This window comes from Algoriphagus litoralis (genome assembly GCF_003259255.1).
GTDB classification, from domain to species: Bacteria; Bacteroidota; Bacteroidia; order Cytophagales; family Cyclobacteriaceae; genus Algoriphagus; species Algoriphagus litoralis.
Window position 1 is genome coordinate 293,368 of record NZ_QGOL01000003.1, and the last position, 16,284, is coordinate 309,651.

15 protein-coding genes are annotated in these 16,284 nt (G+C 42.2%); 5 read left to right on the forward strand and 10 right to left on the reverse strand.

What is annotated here, in order from left to right; all coding sequences use genetic code 11:
• Position 1: 1 nt before the first annotated feature.
• From DK188_RS04670 to DK188_RS04695, 6 genes are all read right to left on the reverse strand, one after another.
• Positions 2-2,398 (reverse strand): penicillin acylase family protein, encoded by a 2,397-nt coding sequence (locus tag DK188_RS04670; protein WP_111669637.1) that lies wholly within the window; start codon positions 2,396-2,398, stop codon positions 2-4.
• 192 nt (positions 2,399-2,590) lie between these two features.
• Positions 2,591-2,962, reverse strand: a complete 372-nt coding sequence (locus tag DK188_RS04675) for a magnesium citrate secondary transporter (RefSeq protein ID WP_111669638.1) — start codon at positions 2,960-2,962, stop codon at positions 2,591-2,593.
• A gap of 4 nt (positions 2,963-2,966) precedes the next feature.
• Entirely contained in the window at positions 2,967-3,251 is a 285-nt protein-coding gene (locus tag DK188_RS04680; protein WP_111669639.1) for a hypothetical protein, read from the reverse strand.
• Positions 3,252-3,279: 28 nt separating this feature from the next.
• Positions 3,280-4,461: an aspartate aminotransferase family protein gene (locus DK188_RS04685; RefSeq protein ID WP_111669640.1), complete on the reverse strand. Its 1,182-nt coding sequence runs from the start codon at positions 4,459-4,461 to the stop codon at positions 3,280-3,282.
• A 14-nt stretch (positions 4,462-4,475) separates the two neighbouring features.
• The gene (locus DK188_RS04690) at positions 4,476-5,372 is read right to left on the reverse strand and encodes a class I SAM-dependent methyltransferase (RefSeq protein ID WP_111669641.1); all 897 of its coding nucleotides are present in this window, start codon (positions 5,370-5,372) and stop codon (positions 4,476-4,478) included.
• Between the two features lie 74 nt (positions 5,373-5,446).
• Complete coding sequence (locus DK188_RS04695; protein WP_111669642.1) at positions 5,447-6,271, reverse strand: SDR family NAD(P)-dependent oxidoreductase; 825 nt, start codon at positions 6,269-6,271, stop codon at positions 5,447-5,449.
• 179 nt (positions 6,272-6,450) lie between these two features.
• On the opposite strand from DK188_RS04695, the gene DK188_RS04700 reads away from it, so the two are divergent.
• The 3 genes from DK188_RS04700 to DK188_RS04710 are packed head-to-tail and all read left to right on the forward strand — an operon-like array spanning position 6,451 to position 8,597.
• On the forward strand, positions 6,451-7,272 hold the full coding sequence (locus DK188_RS04700; protein WP_111669643.1) for a 1-acyl-sn-glycerol-3-phosphate acyltransferase: 822 nt from the start codon (positions 6,451-6,453) through the stop codon (positions 7,270-7,272).
• Positions 7,265-8,224, forward strand: coding sequence for a GNAT family N-acetyltransferase (locus DK188_RS04705; protein WP_111669644.1), 960 nt, complete (start codon positions 7,265-7,267; stop codon positions 8,222-8,224). The genes DK188_RS04700 and DK188_RS04705 overlap by 8 nt, the downstream gene beginning before the upstream one ends.
• Positions 8,211-8,597, forward strand: a complete 387-nt coding sequence (locus DK188_RS04710; protein ID WP_111669645.1) for a CoA-binding protein — start codon at positions 8,211-8,213, stop codon at positions 8,595-8,597. The genes DK188_RS04705 and DK188_RS04710 overlap by 14 nt, the downstream gene beginning before the upstream one ends.
• Here the strand turns inward: DK188_RS04710 and DK188_RS04715 are convergent.
• Genes DK188_RS04715 through DK188_RS04725 form a run of 3 tightly spaced genes read right to left on the reverse strand, consistent with a single transcriptional unit; the run spans position 8,588 to position 11,396 of the window.
• Complete coding sequence (locus tag DK188_RS04715; RefSeq protein ID WP_111669646.1) at positions 8,588-9,466, reverse strand: Brp/Blh family beta-carotene 15,15'-dioxygenase; 879 nt, start codon at positions 9,464-9,466, stop codon at positions 8,588-8,590. The two genes, DK188_RS04710 and DK188_RS04715, sit on opposite strands and share 10 nt — an antisense overlap.
• Positions 9,453-10,595, reverse strand: coding sequence for a lycopene cyclase family protein (locus DK188_RS04720; RefSeq protein WP_111669647.1), 1,143 nt, complete (start codon positions 10,593-10,595; stop codon positions 9,453-9,455). The genes DK188_RS04715 and DK188_RS04720 overlap by 14 nt, the downstream gene beginning before the upstream one ends.
• 51 nt (positions 10,596-10,646) lie before the next feature.
• A complete protein-coding gene (locus tag DK188_RS04725; RefSeq protein ID WP_111669648.1) occupies positions 10,647-11,396 on the reverse strand; it encodes a bacteriorhodopsin in 750 nt (249 codons plus the stop codon).
• 348 nt (positions 11,397-11,744) lie between these two features.
• Between DK188_RS04725 and gyrB the strand changes: the two genes are divergently transcribed.
• Positions 11,745-13,700 (forward strand): DNA topoisomerase (ATP-hydrolyzing) subunit B, encoded by a 1,956-nt coding sequence (gyrB, locus tag DK188_RS04730; RefSeq protein ID WP_111669649.1) that lies wholly within the window; start codon positions 11,745-11,747, stop codon positions 13,698-13,700.
• Between the two features lie 88 nt (positions 13,701-13,788).
• On the forward strand, positions 13,789-15,909 hold the full coding sequence (ppk1, locus tag DK188_RS04735; protein WP_111669650.1) for a polyphosphate kinase 1: 2,121 nt from the start codon (positions 13,789-13,791) through the stop codon (positions 15,907-15,909).
• A gap of 135 nt (positions 15,910-16,044) precedes the next feature.
• Here ppk1 and DK188_RS04740 read toward each other — a convergent pair whose 3' ends face one another.
• Positions 16,045-16,254 (reverse strand): hypothetical protein, encoded by a 210-nt coding sequence (locus DK188_RS04740; RefSeq protein WP_111669651.1) that lies wholly within the window; start codon positions 16,252-16,254, stop codon positions 16,045-16,047.
• Between the last annotated feature and the right edge of the window lie 30 nt (positions 16,255-16,284).

The window sequence follows — 16,284 nt, forward strand, 5'->3', positions numbered from 1 at the left end:
GTTAATTTGATGGGATAAAAACAAGTTTTCCTTTAGATTTCTCTTTGATGTCCTGTTCATTCATCAGTTGTGCCCGGTATTTTCCCTTTGCAAAAATCTCCTTTTGATCAGCGTAGTGCTTACTGAATCGATTGCCAGAGTTCCCGGTGGGAAGAACGGAAACAGATTCCTCTACATTTCCGAAATCAAGAATTATCCGCATGGCAGGTCCTGAAGTAACTCGATAGATTCCCTCACCATTCAAATCAAAGGCTAATTTGTTGACCGCTTCTTCATTTGCAGGAACTGCTTCGGTCCGGACATTGAAAATCTTATCCAGGGGCTTTTGGCTTCCGAGTGGATGTGGATGCGCTATGACTACTGCATTTTTCCACTTCCAATTTTTAGCGTTTTCGCCAAACTGTACTGAAAGTTCGTCGAGCGAAATCTTCAGCGCTTCACTGATTAGTTCCTGCCTAGTCTCTGTTGCTTCAGTTGAGCGGTTATCCCACCAGCGGTTTTCCGAATGATTAAGAAAATGTGACGTGCTCCGTATCATCAGAAATGTCTCCAAATAAGTCTTGAATCCCGCATCACCCAGCTCATCTGCCATCGCAAGCCGTAGCGTATGGTATAGCCATTTGTAATAGACGGTTGGAGCTACTTCATCCACATCATGATTCCCTTTCCAATTTTGAAGTAGTTCAATGATTTCTTCATTTCCTGAGAAATCTGCTTTATTGATTTGGGAGAGCATGAAAAGTGCATTTTTGGGATGAGTCTCGTTGATGGTCTCCAGCTGAAGAGATTGGATAGACTCCAGATCCCAATCTTGTCGTGATGTAATGGTTGACGCTATCCGGTTCCAGCGATCTCCAGGATAATAATAGCCGGGAAAGAAGACACCATTTCGCATCGTGTCTGGTTGATTGTTGGAAGTAGCGACAAAGCCGCTTTCGGGATTAATACTTTGAGGATTGTCAGTGAATGGATACCAGCCTTCTGGCAAAGTTTCAGGATCCGACCCATCTGCAAAGACCTTTGAATGGACCTTTTCACTCCGGATAGGAAGTTTGGCAGCCGCCCACCAGGCAATATTGCCTGAGCTATCCCCGTACATGATATTCAGCCCTGGAGCGTGGATTAAGCCTGCCCCTTCTGCCACTTCTTGGATTGTATTGGCATGATTCAGTTTGAAAATAGCCTCCAGCGCCTTGCTCGGCTCTAAAGTGTAAACCCACCAAGAAGAAACTGGATTAGACGTCAGTTCGGAAATTTCTTTCACCACGGTGTTCATGATAGGCCCATGGAGGGTTTCTCGAATTTCAAACTCCACAGGACCTTGGCCTTTCACCTGGATGATTTCTTTTCGGGTGGTGATTTGGAAAATGGAATCCCCTACTAAAATCTCATTGGGATTAGCTGGATTAACCTTCTCTTCAAAGAAATCCTGATCGTCATTTTCAAACATGGTCAGGCCGATGCTATGATGTCGCGTATGACCCACCAAGCCAAAGGGAATTCCGGCTAAGTGATTGCCATAAAAACTGAATCCCGGGTATTCGATGTGTGCCTCGTACCAAACAGATGGTGAAGAAAACCCGATGTGGGTGTCATTGTTGAAAAGAACTTTTCCTGATTTGGTCCGACTTCCGGAGATCACCCAGGCATTGCTTCCTTCAAGCATGGGTACGGGTAATTTTTCCAGCATTGCGGTGAATGTTGTTTGGATTTGATTGTCTGGACCTTTTAATGAATCCGGGTAATTTACTGGGATTCGGTAGTGCTCGGGAAGGGTTTGGACGGAGAGAGATTTTAAATAATCCGGTCCCAATTCATTTGCCATTTTAGTTACCAAGGGATCGGTTTTTAGACCCATGGCAAATGTAAAGGACATATATCCAATGATGGAGTGCATGTCTTCCAGTGTGTACGGACGTGGTTTTTCACCCAGAAGGAGGTATTCCACAGGAAGCGTTCCCGCACTGATAAATTCATTTACTCCTTTCAGATAGGCCTCAGTGGCCTTTTTCCATGGGGTATCACCTTGTCTCAGCAAAGCATCCGTACTTTCCTTTGCATGTTTAGGAATGCCAAGTGTATGGAAAAATTGATCCACCTCTAGGAGGTCTTTTCCAAGAAATTCAGCAAGAGTTCCCGAACCGACCCTCCGCATCATTTCCAGTTGGAACAGTCTGTCTTGTGCATGCACATATCCTAAAGCTTGGTAGGCATCAGTTTCATTCTGGGCGTAGATGTGCGGGATTCCAAACTTGTCAAAGTGGACCTCAACCTTTTCATTTAACCCGGCTATTTTTACCTCTCCGTCATATTGAGGGCTTAGCCAAAAGATGAATAGCAATACTCCGAGTATCAGGATTAATAGTAATGAGCCAAAAATTGCCGGGATCTTTTTCATGGGGTTTAAATTTGATTTTTAAAGGTCAGATAGCCAGTCCTATTTTTTCCTCGGTAGCCTATTGCGAAGTCATTAAATCTTAGGAAATATGGCTTTTTTGCTGAGCGCGATTTCATTGGGTGAAATTTGAAGAAAAGATAAGCGAAAGATTAAAAAGCTAGAAGTGAGGGGTCGGCTTTTGCAGTTTATTCTTTAATTCAAATCCATATCCAAAGGTGGATTGATTAAAAAGTAAAAATAAAATCCTCCTAAAAAATAGCAGAAAACATCGAGCAAGTCTCCGGTATAGGTTGTAGAGAATCTGGGTAAAACCAATTCAAATACAATTGCAACATAGGTTATGGCTACCAGGATTTGGACTTTGGTAAATGAAAACGCATTTCGTTTTGGATGGATTTTTTGATAAATCTGAAGGGTAATGCCCAAAATGAGCGGTATAGCCAAAAGATCATCCAAGTAGGAGTGGACCCAGGGAATAAAGAGCTTAAAGAATCGCTCCAGAATTTGATTGACGGAAAAAAGCAGGACTGGAACGATAAAATACGGGTTTTTGAAGACTTTCATGTACTCAACCCGGTAAGGCTGCAATCAGCCAAAGGATGAAGCTGATGATAGCCATGAAAATGGTGTAGAAGAAGTTCCCGACCTTCTTTAGACCCTTTTTGAAGTCAGAGTCAGATTCCTTGACATTGAACATCCAGTTTTCTTCGTTGGTCTTTTTATCAGCTAGCCTTTTTTCCTGATTTTCCAGATCCTTTCCGCCTAGCGTTTTTCCACAGTGATCGCAGATATCACTTAAGTTGAGGTTCCACGATGACCAGTTTCCACAGTGAGGGCACTTTTTCTGATCCATTTCTTTGACTTAGGGTTAAAAAACGAATTTAGCTTTCTTCGATTGCTTTCAGGATAATGGCGCAGGCTTCTTGGATTTCAACTTCAGTAATGATCAAAGGCGGTGCGATACGCATGGAATCATCGCAAAACAAAAACCAATCAATGATTACACCCAACTCAATTGCCCGATCAATGATAGGTTTGAGCACGTCAAAGGACTCAAATTCCACCGCCATCATCAGGCCTTTATTCCTAAAACCTTTGATTTTTGGGTGAATTAATAACCTTTTAAAAAGGTTTGCTTTTCCTTCCACCTGCTCAATAAGCTTTTCTTCCAGGAGGATTTGAATGGTAGCCAATGATGCAGCTGCGCTTACCGGATGCCCACCAAATGTGGTGATATGACCCAAAAGTGGATTATTCTTGAAAGCGCCCATCACTTTTTTATTGGCAATAAAAGCTCCAATTGGCATTCCGCCTCCCATTCCTTTGGCACACACAATCATATCCGGGACGATATCAAAATGCTCAAAAGCCCAAAATTTACCCGTGCGACCAAATCCTGCCTGGATTTCGTCCAGAATTAGCAACGTGCCAGTATCATCACACCGCTTCCTCAATGCCTGAAAATATTCCCTACATGCAACTCGAATTCCCGCTTCACCTTGAATCGTTTCGATGACTACGGCTGCGGTTTCGGAAGTGATTTTTTCTAAATCAGAAAAACTTCCATAAAAAATATGGGAAATGCCGGGTAGAAGGGGGCGGTAAGCCCGCTTGAAAACTTCATTTCCACCCACACTCAGCGAACCATGGCTAGAACCATGGTAAGCGTTTACGCAAGAGATCAATTCCCGACGATTGGTATAGCGTTTGGCAAGTTTTAACGCGCCCTCGATGGCTTCCGAACCGCTGTTGACGAGGTAGACATTGTCCAGGTGCTCGGGAAGCGTATCGCAAAGCGCTTTTGCCAAACGAGTCTGCGGAGTCTGCACATATTCTCCATATACCATAAGATGGAGGTATTTGTCGAGTTGTGCTTGAATGGCTTCAACTACTCGAGGATGCCTATGGCCGACATTGCTGACTCCGATTCCGGAAATTAGATCGATGTATCGCTCACCGGTTGGACCATAGAGGTAGATTCCCGCTGCTTTTTCTACCTCGATAAGCAAAGGAAAATCCGTAGTCTGAGCCAGATGAGATAGAAAAAGTTGACGATTATTCATTTTTTAAATACAGGTCAAAAACTTGAAAAACGGAAGAAAATGCCCAAAGGAAGCTTTTTTCCCTGTTTTTCTTCCAAATACAATTCACCCTGCTCGGGATTTTTGACCTCTCCAAAGTTGGATCGGATAAGGTTGGCCGCGATTAATGATGAGAAACTCAAAGAGTACATATTGAGCAGGAGAAAGTGATCTTTTGGATCCAGTAATTCTGCACAGGTTTTCAGCATTTCGTTGATCTGCTCTTCGAGAATCCATTTTTCACCCTCAGGTCCTCGACCATAGGCTGGCGGATCGAGAATGATTCCGTGATATTTATTCCCTCGTCGGGCTTCCCGCTTGATGAATTTCATTGCATCGTCCACCATCCATCGAATGCCGTCCAATCCGGAGGACTCCATGTTGTGTTTGGACCAGGTGACCACTTGCTTGACCGAATCTAGATGAGTCACATCAGCCCCGGCAGCTCTGCAAGCCACACTTGCTGCACCCGTATAGGCAAAAAGATTGAGGACTTTTGGCTTTTGCCCCGGGAAAGCTTTGATTTTTTTGAACAAATAATCCCAGTTTACAGCCTGCTCGGGAAATAATCCAATGTGTTTGAAAGAGGTCTGCGCCAAGTTCAAGGTCAAATTCAGTCCGTCTTCATTTTTATAGTCAATGGACCAATTGTGCGGCATCTGCTTGATTTGCTGCCAGTGACCTTTTTCTGGATTGTTTTTTTCCTTGGCAAAGTGTGCATGCGCCAACTTTCTCCATTCGGTTTCTGGTAGCGACTTGTCCCAGATGGCCTGAGGCTCCGGTCTACTCAAGATAAATTTGCCAAAGCGCTCCAGTTTTTCAAATCCTCCGGTATCGATGAGTTCATAATCTGCCCAAGGTCCAGGGCAAAGCGAGAGAATGGTTTCTTTCATTGGCGCAATTTAGGCTTTTTAGGCAAGAGTCTACCGGTTTTGAAGCGCTACAGCCTCTGTTTTGGTTGGATATTTTAGATTTTCAGATCGTCCAAAACGGACTCGCTATATTCCCAAAGCTCTTTGGCCAACTGTTGGTTTAGGGCTGCTGAAGATGGGACTTTTGGTTTTTTTCGATCATAGTAGCTACCGTTTCGGAGTTTTTCTTTCGGAGTTTTTGCCAGGAATAGGGTTGTTTGAGCGCCGGCTTTTGCGCTGATAAATAGCAGTTGAGTAACGCGTATTATTGCCTTGGCAAGTCCAGAAGTCTCTGAACCAAAAGCGGTCTTCACTGCTCCAGGATGAAGTGAATAAGCACTTATTCCATCGCTTTCAAATCTGATTTTCAATTCATTGGTAAACAGTATATTATACAATTTAACCTTTCCATATGCAGTGACTGTATTGGCTGATTTTTTAAGGCTTAAATCAGGCTTTGGATTCCCCGAAATACGATGTGCTTCTGAGCTGAGGTTGATGATTTTTGCTTTACCACGGATCAACGCAGGAAGGAGTTGCTTTGTCAATAAAAAGTGCCCGAGGTGATTCGTCGCAAAAGTCAAATCAAGATTTTCTTCCGTGAGCTTCTTAGCAGGAAACATTCCGCCTGCATTGTTGATCAGGACATCGATTCGGTCAGTTATTTTTAAGATTTCGGTTGCTGCCTTTTTGACTGACTTCATGATACTGAGATCCATGGAGACAATCCGGATTTTTTCTTTTCCAGATAGCGTCCCAATCATTTTTTGAGCTTTTTCCTCATTTCTGACCGGAAGAATTACTACCTCACACAGCGGCAACATTTCCTTCAAAGTTTCCCAGCCTATGCCGGAGGTGCTTCCTGTTAGTACTAAATTCATATTTTACGTAGTTTATTGAGACTACTGAAAATCTAGGCGCTTGGTTTTCAGGAAACTAATTTTTGACTCTTTTTTGGTAGAAAAGCTGAGGCTTTATTTTCGTACTTTTGAACTGATCTGTTGTGAAAATTTTAATTTTTACTCCGAATTATAACCGAATAGCACAATTTTTTTGGCCAATGACCAAGAAATTTATAGATATCGAAAAAGCCATTGCTTCCAAAAACCCAAAGCTCTTGAAATGGATGCCGGGTTTTTTGTTGAATTATGTCAAAAAGGTGACACACGAAACATGGCTTAATTCTGTACTTACCAAGCACATTGACCTTAAGGGATTGGATTTTGTCAACGCATTGATTTCAGAATTTCAAATGGATGTTCAATTGATGGGAGAAGAAAACATTCCAAAAGTCGGAGGTTTTATACTTGCGTCAAATCATCCCCTTGGAGGAATGGACGGGATAGCATTGATGTACGCTATAGGCAAAATCAGACCAGATATTCGATTTCTAGTCAATGATCTGCTTATGAGTTTTGATAATTTCCAACCGATCTTCGTGCCAGTCAATACCCTAGGGAAGAATTCTGTGAATGCCAATCTGAAGATTGAGGAAGCATTTGCGAATCGGCATCCCGTGTTGATTTTTCCTGCCGGCCTTGTATCGAGAAAGCAGGAGGGAATAGTGAAAGATCTGGGATGGAAAAAAAGCTTTATTTCAAAGGCAAAAAAATATCAGCTGGAGGTTCTTCCCTGCCATATACAGGGGGAGAATTCTAAGTTTTTTTACAATCTTGCTAACTGGCGTAAAAAAATCGGGATTAAAGCAAACATCGAAATGTTTTGGTTGGTGGATGAAATGTATAAGCAGCGGGGCAAAAAAGTTGTAATCCGTGTTGGCGACCCGGTATCTTACCAGTATTTTAATTCTGAAAAAAATGACACCCAATGGGCAGCGTATATGAAAGATTTGGTATACAAACTAGGCGAAGCGAATGACTAAGACTCTACCGATCATACCAGCTGTGGATCGAATGCTTCTGAAAAAGGAGTTGAGCCCAGATCGCTTTCTCAGATATGCCAATAATGGAGATAACCTGGTCTACTTGGTCAATCACCATAATGCTCCCAATGTGGTCCAAGAGATCGGACGCCTCCGGGAGCTGACCTTTAGAGCTGCCGGTGGAGGTACAGGCATGCCTCTGGATCTCGATGATAACGATACCTGCGAAAAGTGTTACGATCAATTGATCACTTGGAATCCTGAGGATGAAGAAATTGTGGCTGGGTATCGAGTAATAATGTGTAAAAATGCCGTAAATCCAGATGGTTCGATCAATCTCTCCACCACCCATCTTTTTGACTTTTCAGATAAATTTATCAAAGAATATATTCCCTACACCCTAGAACTAGGTCGCTCTTTTGTACAGCCACAATATCAGCCAAGCTTAGACAACCGCAAGGGAATCTTCAGTCTGGACAACCTCTGGGATGGTCTTGGGGCAGTGGTTTTACTCAATTCGGATGTCAAATACCTTTTTGGTAAAGTCACCATGTACCCACATTACAATAGGGAAGGGCGAGATCTTTTGCTTTATTTTATGAATCATTATTTCCCTGATAATGAATCACTTGTCACTCCAAAGGTGAATCTTAAATTAACCTATGAAACCGGCATTGAGCAGCTCCCCAACCCATTCATTAATCTGAATTATAAGGAAGGATATAAGTATCTGAATGGAAAAATCAGATCCTTGGGAGAAAATATTCCTCCGCTGATCAATACCTACATGAACTTATCCCCAACGATGCGCACGTTTGGTACGGCATTGAATGATGAGTTTGGCGAAGTGGAAGAGACGGGTATCATGATCACCTTGGCGGATATCTACGAAAGTAAAAAACACCGGCACATGGATACCTTTGTCCGGGATAGGAATTATGGCGAAAGATAATCTAGAATATAAAAAAACGCTCATTGTAGGAGCTACCACCAATCAAACCCGGTATGCCTTCACAGCTGCAGGAATGTTTGCTGATCGTGAGTTGGAGTTTATTCCGATTGGCATTAAAAAAGGAGAGGTTTTTGGGCGGGAAATTCTTGATCTACGAGCCAAACCAGATCTGAAGGATATTCATACCATAACGCTTTACATTGGTCCTTCCCATCAAGATGAATGGATGGATTACCTGATCAGCCTAAATCCAAAGCGGATCATTTTTAACCCCGGTACAGAAAACCCGTTTTTTTTTACAGCAGCCAAAGCTGCCGGAATCGAGGTCGTTCCAGCTTGCAATTTGGTGATGCTCAGTACCGGTCAATTTTGATTTTTACTTTTCAGAAAGTGATCCATATAGAGGATATGTGGGAAAGAAATCAACGAAATCAGCACAAAAAAGACCAAAATTAATTCGTTGCTATCAAGGAATTTCATTCCTAAAAATAAAATCAACCCAATGCCTGCAAAGCTAATCAGCGAAAAAGGCATCAGGTGGAGTGAAAACTTTTTGATAGAACTGTAGGACTCGAATTTTCTGAGATATCGATACTCCTCCAGCATGCTTGGGAGGGCATGCCAAAATCCAAAATAGACTATAAAACCAATAAGCAAGGGGCTCATGTATAATATTGGCCCCAAAATGACCAATTCCAAAATCGTGTTTTTTGTGATTTTTGGGCCAGATATTTCTTGGGAAAAGAGGGTTGAAACTAAAAGCACAACCAAAATTGCTGCTCTTGATTGATTTAAGTAATTCAAATCAACAAGAGCAGATAAAATTAATTTGGTTGCCTCCCAATCGCCCAATAAGATCGCAAACAAAAAAAATCCTCCACGGCTAATGTAGAGAAACCAGTGATTGGATTTTGGGGATTGGATATTCAAAAAATGCGATTGTCCAAAATGATAGGAGGACATAAGAAGAAATGCGAATAAGGAAAATAGAGGAAAAATATACCAAAGAACCAAATAGCCTGCAATCAGGGAAATGTAGATCAGGAGAAACCTCAAAAGGCCAGGTTTGTCTATGCTAGGGTTGGATATCAGGTGATCGATAGCTCCATGAGGGATGCCTATGCCGAGTAAAATTGTTCCAAAAAGCGTGAATTGAAGTGTTGAGTTGTCAGCAGGTAAAAGCATAAACCCAACGCAGACAATTAGTCCCAGTACCTTGAAAATCAGCTCAATGCGATTCATAGTTCATCAAGCTTTTAACGAAAATAGAAAATCTCAGCTTCATGAGTAGTACAAATTCTTCACCTAAACTCGTATCCTCACTCAAAAACCGGAGGACGGTTTCGGCAGAAGAGGTTTCGAAAAGGTTGAGGAATAGACCTTGAAGCTTTTCGGGCCATTTGAAAGCAATGTTTAAAAGAATATTGTCATAAAATGAAAATCGAATTGAACTTGGTAAAATCGCTGGATTTGATTTCCCAGTCTCCATTTCCTTGACCAGTTTTTGACAATTCTTTTGAATAGTATGAAAGGTAAAACCAGTAGAAGCCTTAGTCCATCCCGCAGCTGTACCAATTTTTATCACATTTTTTTGGCAACTGAACGATTGATTCCGGGTACTCATTGGAATCACGCCATGCTCTTTGAATGTGATTTGGTAAGGGATTTCTTTTAAGTTTTCATTCAGATATTTCCGGAGTGAGGAGGCTAATTCAGGCTCAGAAATTGACTTTTGGGTATAGGCCGTATATTCTACTAAAGCCTCAGTGGATGAGAAGGGAAGGATATAGATGAAGTCAAATGTCTTAGAAGGTAGAGTAGGGAACTCCATCAATACCACACTTTCCGGGTTGAATACTGGCTGTTCGGTTTTTATTTTCCACCCGGTAAATTCTTGATTTAAAATGGATAGCTCTGCAGAGGCTGCTCTTTGTAATCTGGAATCAAAAACCAAGGAGGCCAGAAAGAGACCGTTTTTCTCAGTTTTCACCCTGACTTGGTTGTCGAATTCCTGCAAATCCAAAACTTCATCCTGGATGCAAGTCACATTCGAATGGTTTTTAATTTTTTGATAAATGAAGGTGTAGAACTCCTCAGAATTAAGGTGGAAATAGGCTAACCTTCCCATGCTTCCGGTTATTTTGGCTGACCCAGAGCTCAGGCTGATATTTTTCCAGGAATGGATCTGGTCTTTCGGATGTATTTCCAGAGGCTTTTCGGCCCAATAGCACCAGGTTTTTTTGGGAATGGATTTGCCCAGCGGTTCGATCAATAGAATCGAGGCATCCTTCAAACTGCTTTCCAGAAGGTAATACACAAGGCTGAGCCCTGCACAGCCAGCACCTGCAAAAATGTAAGTGTAATGTTTCATGGAAGTAGACAAATGGCTGCCTGCTGAAATGGAGCAGACAGCCAAGTTATTTTATGCAGCTACTTTTCTTCCTTTGGCAGTCTCTGCCACTGCTACGGAATAGATTACTAAACCAAATCCGATCTTATTGATCGCATCTGCAAGGTTGTAGAAAAGATCGATGGAACTTACCTCAAAAGCCCCTGACAATAAGTTGCCGGGCAATACCATATACCCGATGGGATAGATAGACCAACCCAAAGTGATAAAGATTTTGAGGAGGAACATGGCGTTGCCAAGAGCAGGGCTGTTGGATTCCTTTGCTAATTTGGCTACATCACCCGCAAAAACTTCATACACGATGTAGAGGTAGCCCAGGGTAGATATGATGCCCCACATGATGTTGCTGTCGATTCCAGATGTTTCTCCGATATATCCGGTAATTAACATTACCAAGGATGCTAGGATTAATTTAAACAGGGTGGAACCTTTAGCCCCAAATGGCTTGGTCAACAGGTAAAACTCCACACACATCAAAGGCACAGTCAAGGTCCAATCCACATATCTGAAGGCTGTTGGACTGGTTCCGGTCTGCATGTAGAAATCCCGCATGTAATAGTAATGGACCGCCGCAATTCCCGTGATCAGTCCTGAGACCAACAGAGAGAGTTTCCATTTCCCGTCGACCGATCCTCGCTCCACAAAGAAGAATACGGAGGATGCAAACATGGCCATATAGCCAATAAAGAATGTGATCGCTACAGGATCACTGTTGATAATGCGGTCTAGTCCTACTAGTTCCGCTGCTAGGGTAAGATACATAAGGGTTATTTTTGTGTTTAAGAATTGGTTAATTATCAAACACTTAAAGATTCAATTGCTAATTTTTGTTTAACGTTTATAACTTTAAATTAAACAAAACGATATCAATGGTTTCTTTCTGAGTTTATACTCACTAAAAATTACGATGAACAGCAAAAAATAATTTTGATCCTTTTCTTGAAATCAGAATTTAATTTCGTCTTGTGTTATTTTCACATCTGGCTAGTTTTCCGCTCTGATCGGAGAAAAAACTGCTCATAAGTCACTTTTTTTACCTATCTTGCAACTTGTAATTTTGAACACAAAATCACCTTTCTAAGCCCGATTTGAGGGTTTTCTCCAAAAAATATGAGTGAAGAAAAAGCTAAAAATTCTGCCGATTATTCAGCAGATAATATCCAGGTTTTAGAAGGCCTGGAGGCAGTTCGAAAGAGACCTGCAATGTACATCGGGGATATTGGTATCAAAGGGCTTCATCACCTGATCTGGGAAGTAGTAGATAACTCAATAGATGAGGCACTTGCTGGTCATTGTGATACGATACATGTGACTGTGCATGAGGATAATTCAGTGACAGTAGAGGACAATGGTCGGGGGATTCCGACTGACATGCACCCCAAAGAGAAGAAATCTGCACTTGAAGTAGTTTTGACTGTATTGCACGCTGGGGGCAAATTTGATAAGGATACTTATAAAGTTTCCGGGGGGCTTCACGGTGTGGGTGTATCCTGTGTCAATGCATTGTCCAGTGACCTTAAAGCAACTGTACATCGAAATGGGGTCATTTTTGAACAAGAGTTTAAAATAGGTGTACCACAATATCCTGCTAGACAGATCGGACCCACCGACAAACGTGGTACAACGATCCATTTCAAGCCGGACGCAAGCATATTTGCCATTACGGAGTACAAATACGAAACCATAGCCAACCGTCTGCGAGAGATGTCTTTCCTGAATGCAGGAATTCGCATCACCTTGACAGACATGAGGGAAATGGAAGATGGAGCGCCTAAGCAGGATGAGTTTTTCTCAGAAGGTGGTTTGGTGGAATTCGTTCAATATTTGGATGAAACCCGTGAAAAAATCATCGATTATCCGATCTACATCGAATCAGATCAAAATGGTGTTCCTGTTCAGGTTGCTATGAACTATAACAGTTCCTATTCTGAAAATGTGGTTTCCTACGTCAATACGATAAATACCTACGAAGGAGGTACACATGTCACAGGTTTCAGGAGAGCATTGACTCGGACACTTAAATCCTATGCGGATAAATCCGGAATGTTGGACAAACTTAAGCTAGAAGTATCTGGAGATGATTTCCGTGAAGGACTCACTGCAGTAATTTCTGTTAAGGTTGCTGAGCCTCAATTTGAAGGTCAGACCAAGACCAAGCTTGGTAACTCCGATGTAGTCGGTGCGGTAGACAGTGCTGTCTCAGACACATTGCAAAGCTGGCTGGAAGAGCATCCCAAAGAGGCAAAAACTATTGTGGGTAAGGTGATCCTTGCAGCACAAGCCCGTCATGCTGCACGAAAAGCGCGGGAGATGGTTCAGCGAAAGAGCGTTCTAGGTGGAGGAGGTCTGCCGGGTAAGTTGGCCGATTGTGCCAATTCTGACCCTACGGTCTGTGAATTATACTTGGTCGAAGGGGACTCAGCGGGTGGATCTGCCAAGCAGGGACGTGATCGGGATTTTCAGGCAATTTTGCCTTTGAAAGGCAAAATCCTAAATGTCGAAAAAGCCCATGAGCATAAAATCTACGACAACGAGGAAATCAAAAATATTCTCACTGCTCTAGGGGTGAAATTCGGTACAGCAAACGATGACAAGGAATTGGATTTGACTGGCTTGAGATACCATAAGATCATCATCATGACGGATGCGGATATCGATGGATCTCACATCAGGACCTTGATTTTGACACTGTTCTTCAGATACATGAAGGCCCTTATCGAAAAAGGCTACGTATACATTGCTTTGCCGCCACTTTACTTATTGAAGCGCGGAAAAGACGAACGATACTGCTGGACTGAGGAAGAACGAAAAATTCTCACTGCCGAAATGGCCAAGGATGGCAAGGAAGACAGTGTAGGTATCCAGCGATACAAAGGTCTTGGAGAGATGAATCCTGAGCAACTTTGGACGACCACCATGGATCCTAACGTCCGGACCATCAAGCAAGTAAATATCGATTCTGCTGCTGAAGCGGATCACCTGTTCAGCATGCTCATGGGAGACGAGGTAGCTCCAAGACGGGATTTTATTGAGAAGAATGCGAAATACGCAAAAATAGACACATAAAAATGGGGGCTTTTTTGGCCCCTTTTTTTAACGATTACCTAAAAAATCGAATTTTATCGAGCCTTGTTTAAACTGAATTTGGAACACTATGAAATTGGCAGTTGGAGATAAATATGAATCCATAATCCAAAAAAGTAATCTCATCAGCAGAGATTTGAGTTGGGTTAAATTCAACGAACGCGTACTCGACCAGTCTAAAAAGGTTGGTAGGAGTATTTTTGAAAAACTGAAATTTTTAGCAATTACAGCATCAAATCTTGATGAGTTTTTTATGATTCGAGTGGGTTCGCTGTACAATTATCTAGATTACGAAAAGGAACGTGTAGACTATTCTGGGCTTCGTGAAGAACCTTTCAAAGAGAAGCTCATGAAGGACTGTCAGCGATTTCATCGTGATCAACATGAGCATTTTACCAAAGTGGTATTACCGGAATTGCATCAAGAGGGGATTTCTCTGTACAATGTTTCCAAACTGACCGCTGAGGAACAGGAGATCGTCAAACAATATTTTCTCAAAGCCATCTATCCCATGCTTACGCCGATGGTTTACGATGGATATAGGACATTTCCGATCTTGATGAATAAGCTATTGGTCTTTGGGGTCGTCACGACCAGTCCCGGAGAACGCAAGGACATGCGCAAGATGAGTTTTGTGCAGATTCCAGCTAATATTCCGCGTTTTTTTGAAATCGAACGGGAAAACTCCCTCTTACTGATTCCAATTGAAGAGGTGATTCGTGAAAATATTATTTCCCTTTTTCGAAATGTAGAAATCGAATCCATCAGTCTCTTCCGAATCACCCGAAATGGGGATTTTACTTTGGAAGAAAGCGAGGACATGGATGCCAATTTTCTGGAGGAAGTGAAGCGAAAACTCATGGAGCGGAAGACAGGTCGGGTGGTTCGTATCGAAATCGAGGAGGGCTATTCTAAATGGATGCTGAACTCACTTCTGGAGCGTTGGAATCTCAAGACTGACTCCGTGTATTTAGTCGCCAGATCGAGTATGATTGATTTTACCGGCTTGTGGCAGATAGTTGGTAATAAACGTTTTCGGGAGAGGCTTCCTCAGATTCCCGAACCTGTCAAACCACTTTCTTATCCAGAAGAGGGGAGAGCAGATATTTTTGATATTTTGAAGGAAAAAGATATTCTGCTTCATCATCCCTATAATAACATTGATTCTATTCTCGATTTGATCGAAAAGGCGGCAGATGATCCCGATGTCATGGCGATCAAAATGACCATTTACCGTCTCGCCAAGGAAAGCAGAATTACCAAAACACTCCTAAGAGCAGCTGAAAATGGCAAGCACGTGTCGGTACTTTTCGAGGTAAAAGCGCGATTTGATGAGGAAAACAATATCCGGGAAGCGAAAAAGCTTCAAAAGGCAGGCTGCTTTGTTATTTATGGGATTTCCAATCTTAAAACTCATACCAAGCTACTTTTGATCGTCAAAAAAGATGATTCAGAAATTACCCGATATGTTCATTTGGGGTCTGGTAATTACAACGAGGATACAGCACGGCTCTACACTGATATCGGTTTGTTGACTACAAATGAGACCTTGGCAAATGATGTTTCCGAATTTTTCAATGTTATCACAGGCCACTCGGTACCCAATACCTACCGAAATCTGATCACTGCTCCCCGTGACATGCGTAATCAATTGATTGAATACATCGAAGCGGAAGCCGAAAATGCTAGAAATGGACTTCCTTCAGGGATCTTTATCAAAGTAAATTCCCTAGAAGATTCCGAAATTATCTATGCTTTGTATAGGGCATCCCAATCGGGTGTCACTGTCAAACTGATCGTAAGGGGAATCTGCTGCCTGAGACCAGGCAGAGTAGGACTAAGTGAGAATATAGAAGTCTTGTCCTTGGTTGGGGACTTTCTAGAGCACAGTAGAATCTACCATTTCCACAACAATGGAGAAACTAGAACCTACTCTGGTAGTGCAGATATGATGGTGAGAAGCTTTGATAAAAGGCTCGAATCTTTATTCAAAGTAGAATCTCCATTACTGGAAAAGCAACTGATGAACATTCTTTCCTATAACTTGAGAGACAATGTCAATTCCTATGTGATGCAGGAAGATGGAACTTACAAGGCCAAGTTTCCCACTGGGGATGAACTTGAGTTTAATGTCCACAAGGAATTCTTCAACGTTGATGCAGAGGAAGTTGCGAATGTGAAGTTGGTCTAAAGCCTATGGACACCAATAAAAAAGCCCATTCGATCAGTCGAATGGGCTTTTTTATGCAAAATGAGTTTGATTTTTATGTCTTCGGCCAAGGAGTTTAAGGCCTAAACCCAAAAGACTGAAGTATAGAACAGGAAACTATTTTTTCCTTCCGATCACCACTAGCACTAGCCCTACTGCTGCGACAATTCCACCGGCATAAGTTGGCCAGCCGATTTCATTTTTTTTGTCTGCTGTGACTTGGATAGGGCCTGCGTCGATGACCTTTTCTTTGGTGATGAAATTTATTCCTGGCACAAAAAGCATGATCAGGCCAATAATGACCATAACAATTCCAAAAGTTCTCATAGTAATTTGGGGTATAGTGAAGTTTGGGTT

Coding starts and splice junctions, on each gene's coding strand:
- DK188_RS04695 (WP_111669642.1), bottom strand. CDS start 6,271: ATGAATTTAGTACTAACAGGAAGCACCTCCGGCATAGGCTGGGAAACT.
- DK188_RS04740 (WP_111669651.1), bottom strand. CDS start 16,254: ATGAGAACTTTTGGAATTGTTATGGTCATTATTGGCCTGATCATGCTT.
- DK188_RS04725 (WP_111669648.1), bottom strand. CDS start 11,396: ATGTATCTTACCCTAGCAGCGGAACTAGTAGGACTAGACCGCATTATC.
- DK188_RS04705 (WP_111669644.1), top strand. CDS start 7,265: ATGACTAAGACTCTACCGATCATACCAGCTGTGGATCGAATGCTTCTG.
- DK188_RS04685 (WP_111669640.1), bottom strand. CDS start 4,461: ATGAATAATCGTCAACTTTTTCTATCTCATCTGGCTCAGACTACGGAT.
- DK188_RS04670 (WP_111669637.1), bottom strand. CDS start 2,398: ATGAAAAAGATCCCGGCAATTTTTGGCTCATTACTATTAATCCTGATA.
- DK188_RS04690 (WP_111669641.1), bottom strand. CDS start 5,372: ATGAAAGAAACCATTCTCTCGCTTTGCCCTGGACCTTGGGCAGATTAT.
- ppk1 (WP_111669650.1), top strand. CDS start 13,789: ATGAAATTGGCAGTTGGAGATAAATATGAATCCATAATCCAAAAAAGT.
- DK188_RS04700 (WP_111669643.1), top strand. CDS start 6,451: ATGACCAAGAAATTTATAGATATCGAAAAAGCCATTGCTTCCAAAAAC.
- DK188_RS04715 (WP_111669646.1), bottom strand. CDS start 9,466: ATGAATCGCATTGAGCTGATTTTCAAGGTACTGGGACTAATTGTCTGC.
- DK188_RS04680 (WP_111669639.1), bottom strand. CDS start 3,251: ATGGATCAGAAAAAGTGCCCTCACTGTGGAAACTGGTCATCGTGGAAC.
- DK188_RS04710 (WP_111669645.1), top strand. CDS start 8,211: ATGGCGAAAGATAATCTAGAATATAAAAAAACGCTCATTGTAGGAGCT.
- gyrB (WP_111669649.1), top strand. CDS start 11,745: ATGAGTGAAGAAAAAGCTAAAAATTCTGCCGATTATTCAGCAGATAAT.
- DK188_RS04720 (WP_111669647.1), bottom strand. CDS start 10,595: ATGAAACATTACACTTACATTTTTGCAGGTGCTGGCTGTGCAGGGCTC.
- DK188_RS04675 (WP_111669638.1), bottom strand. CDS start 2,962: ATGAAAGTCTTCAAAAACCCGTATTTTATCGTTCCAGTCCTGCTTTTT.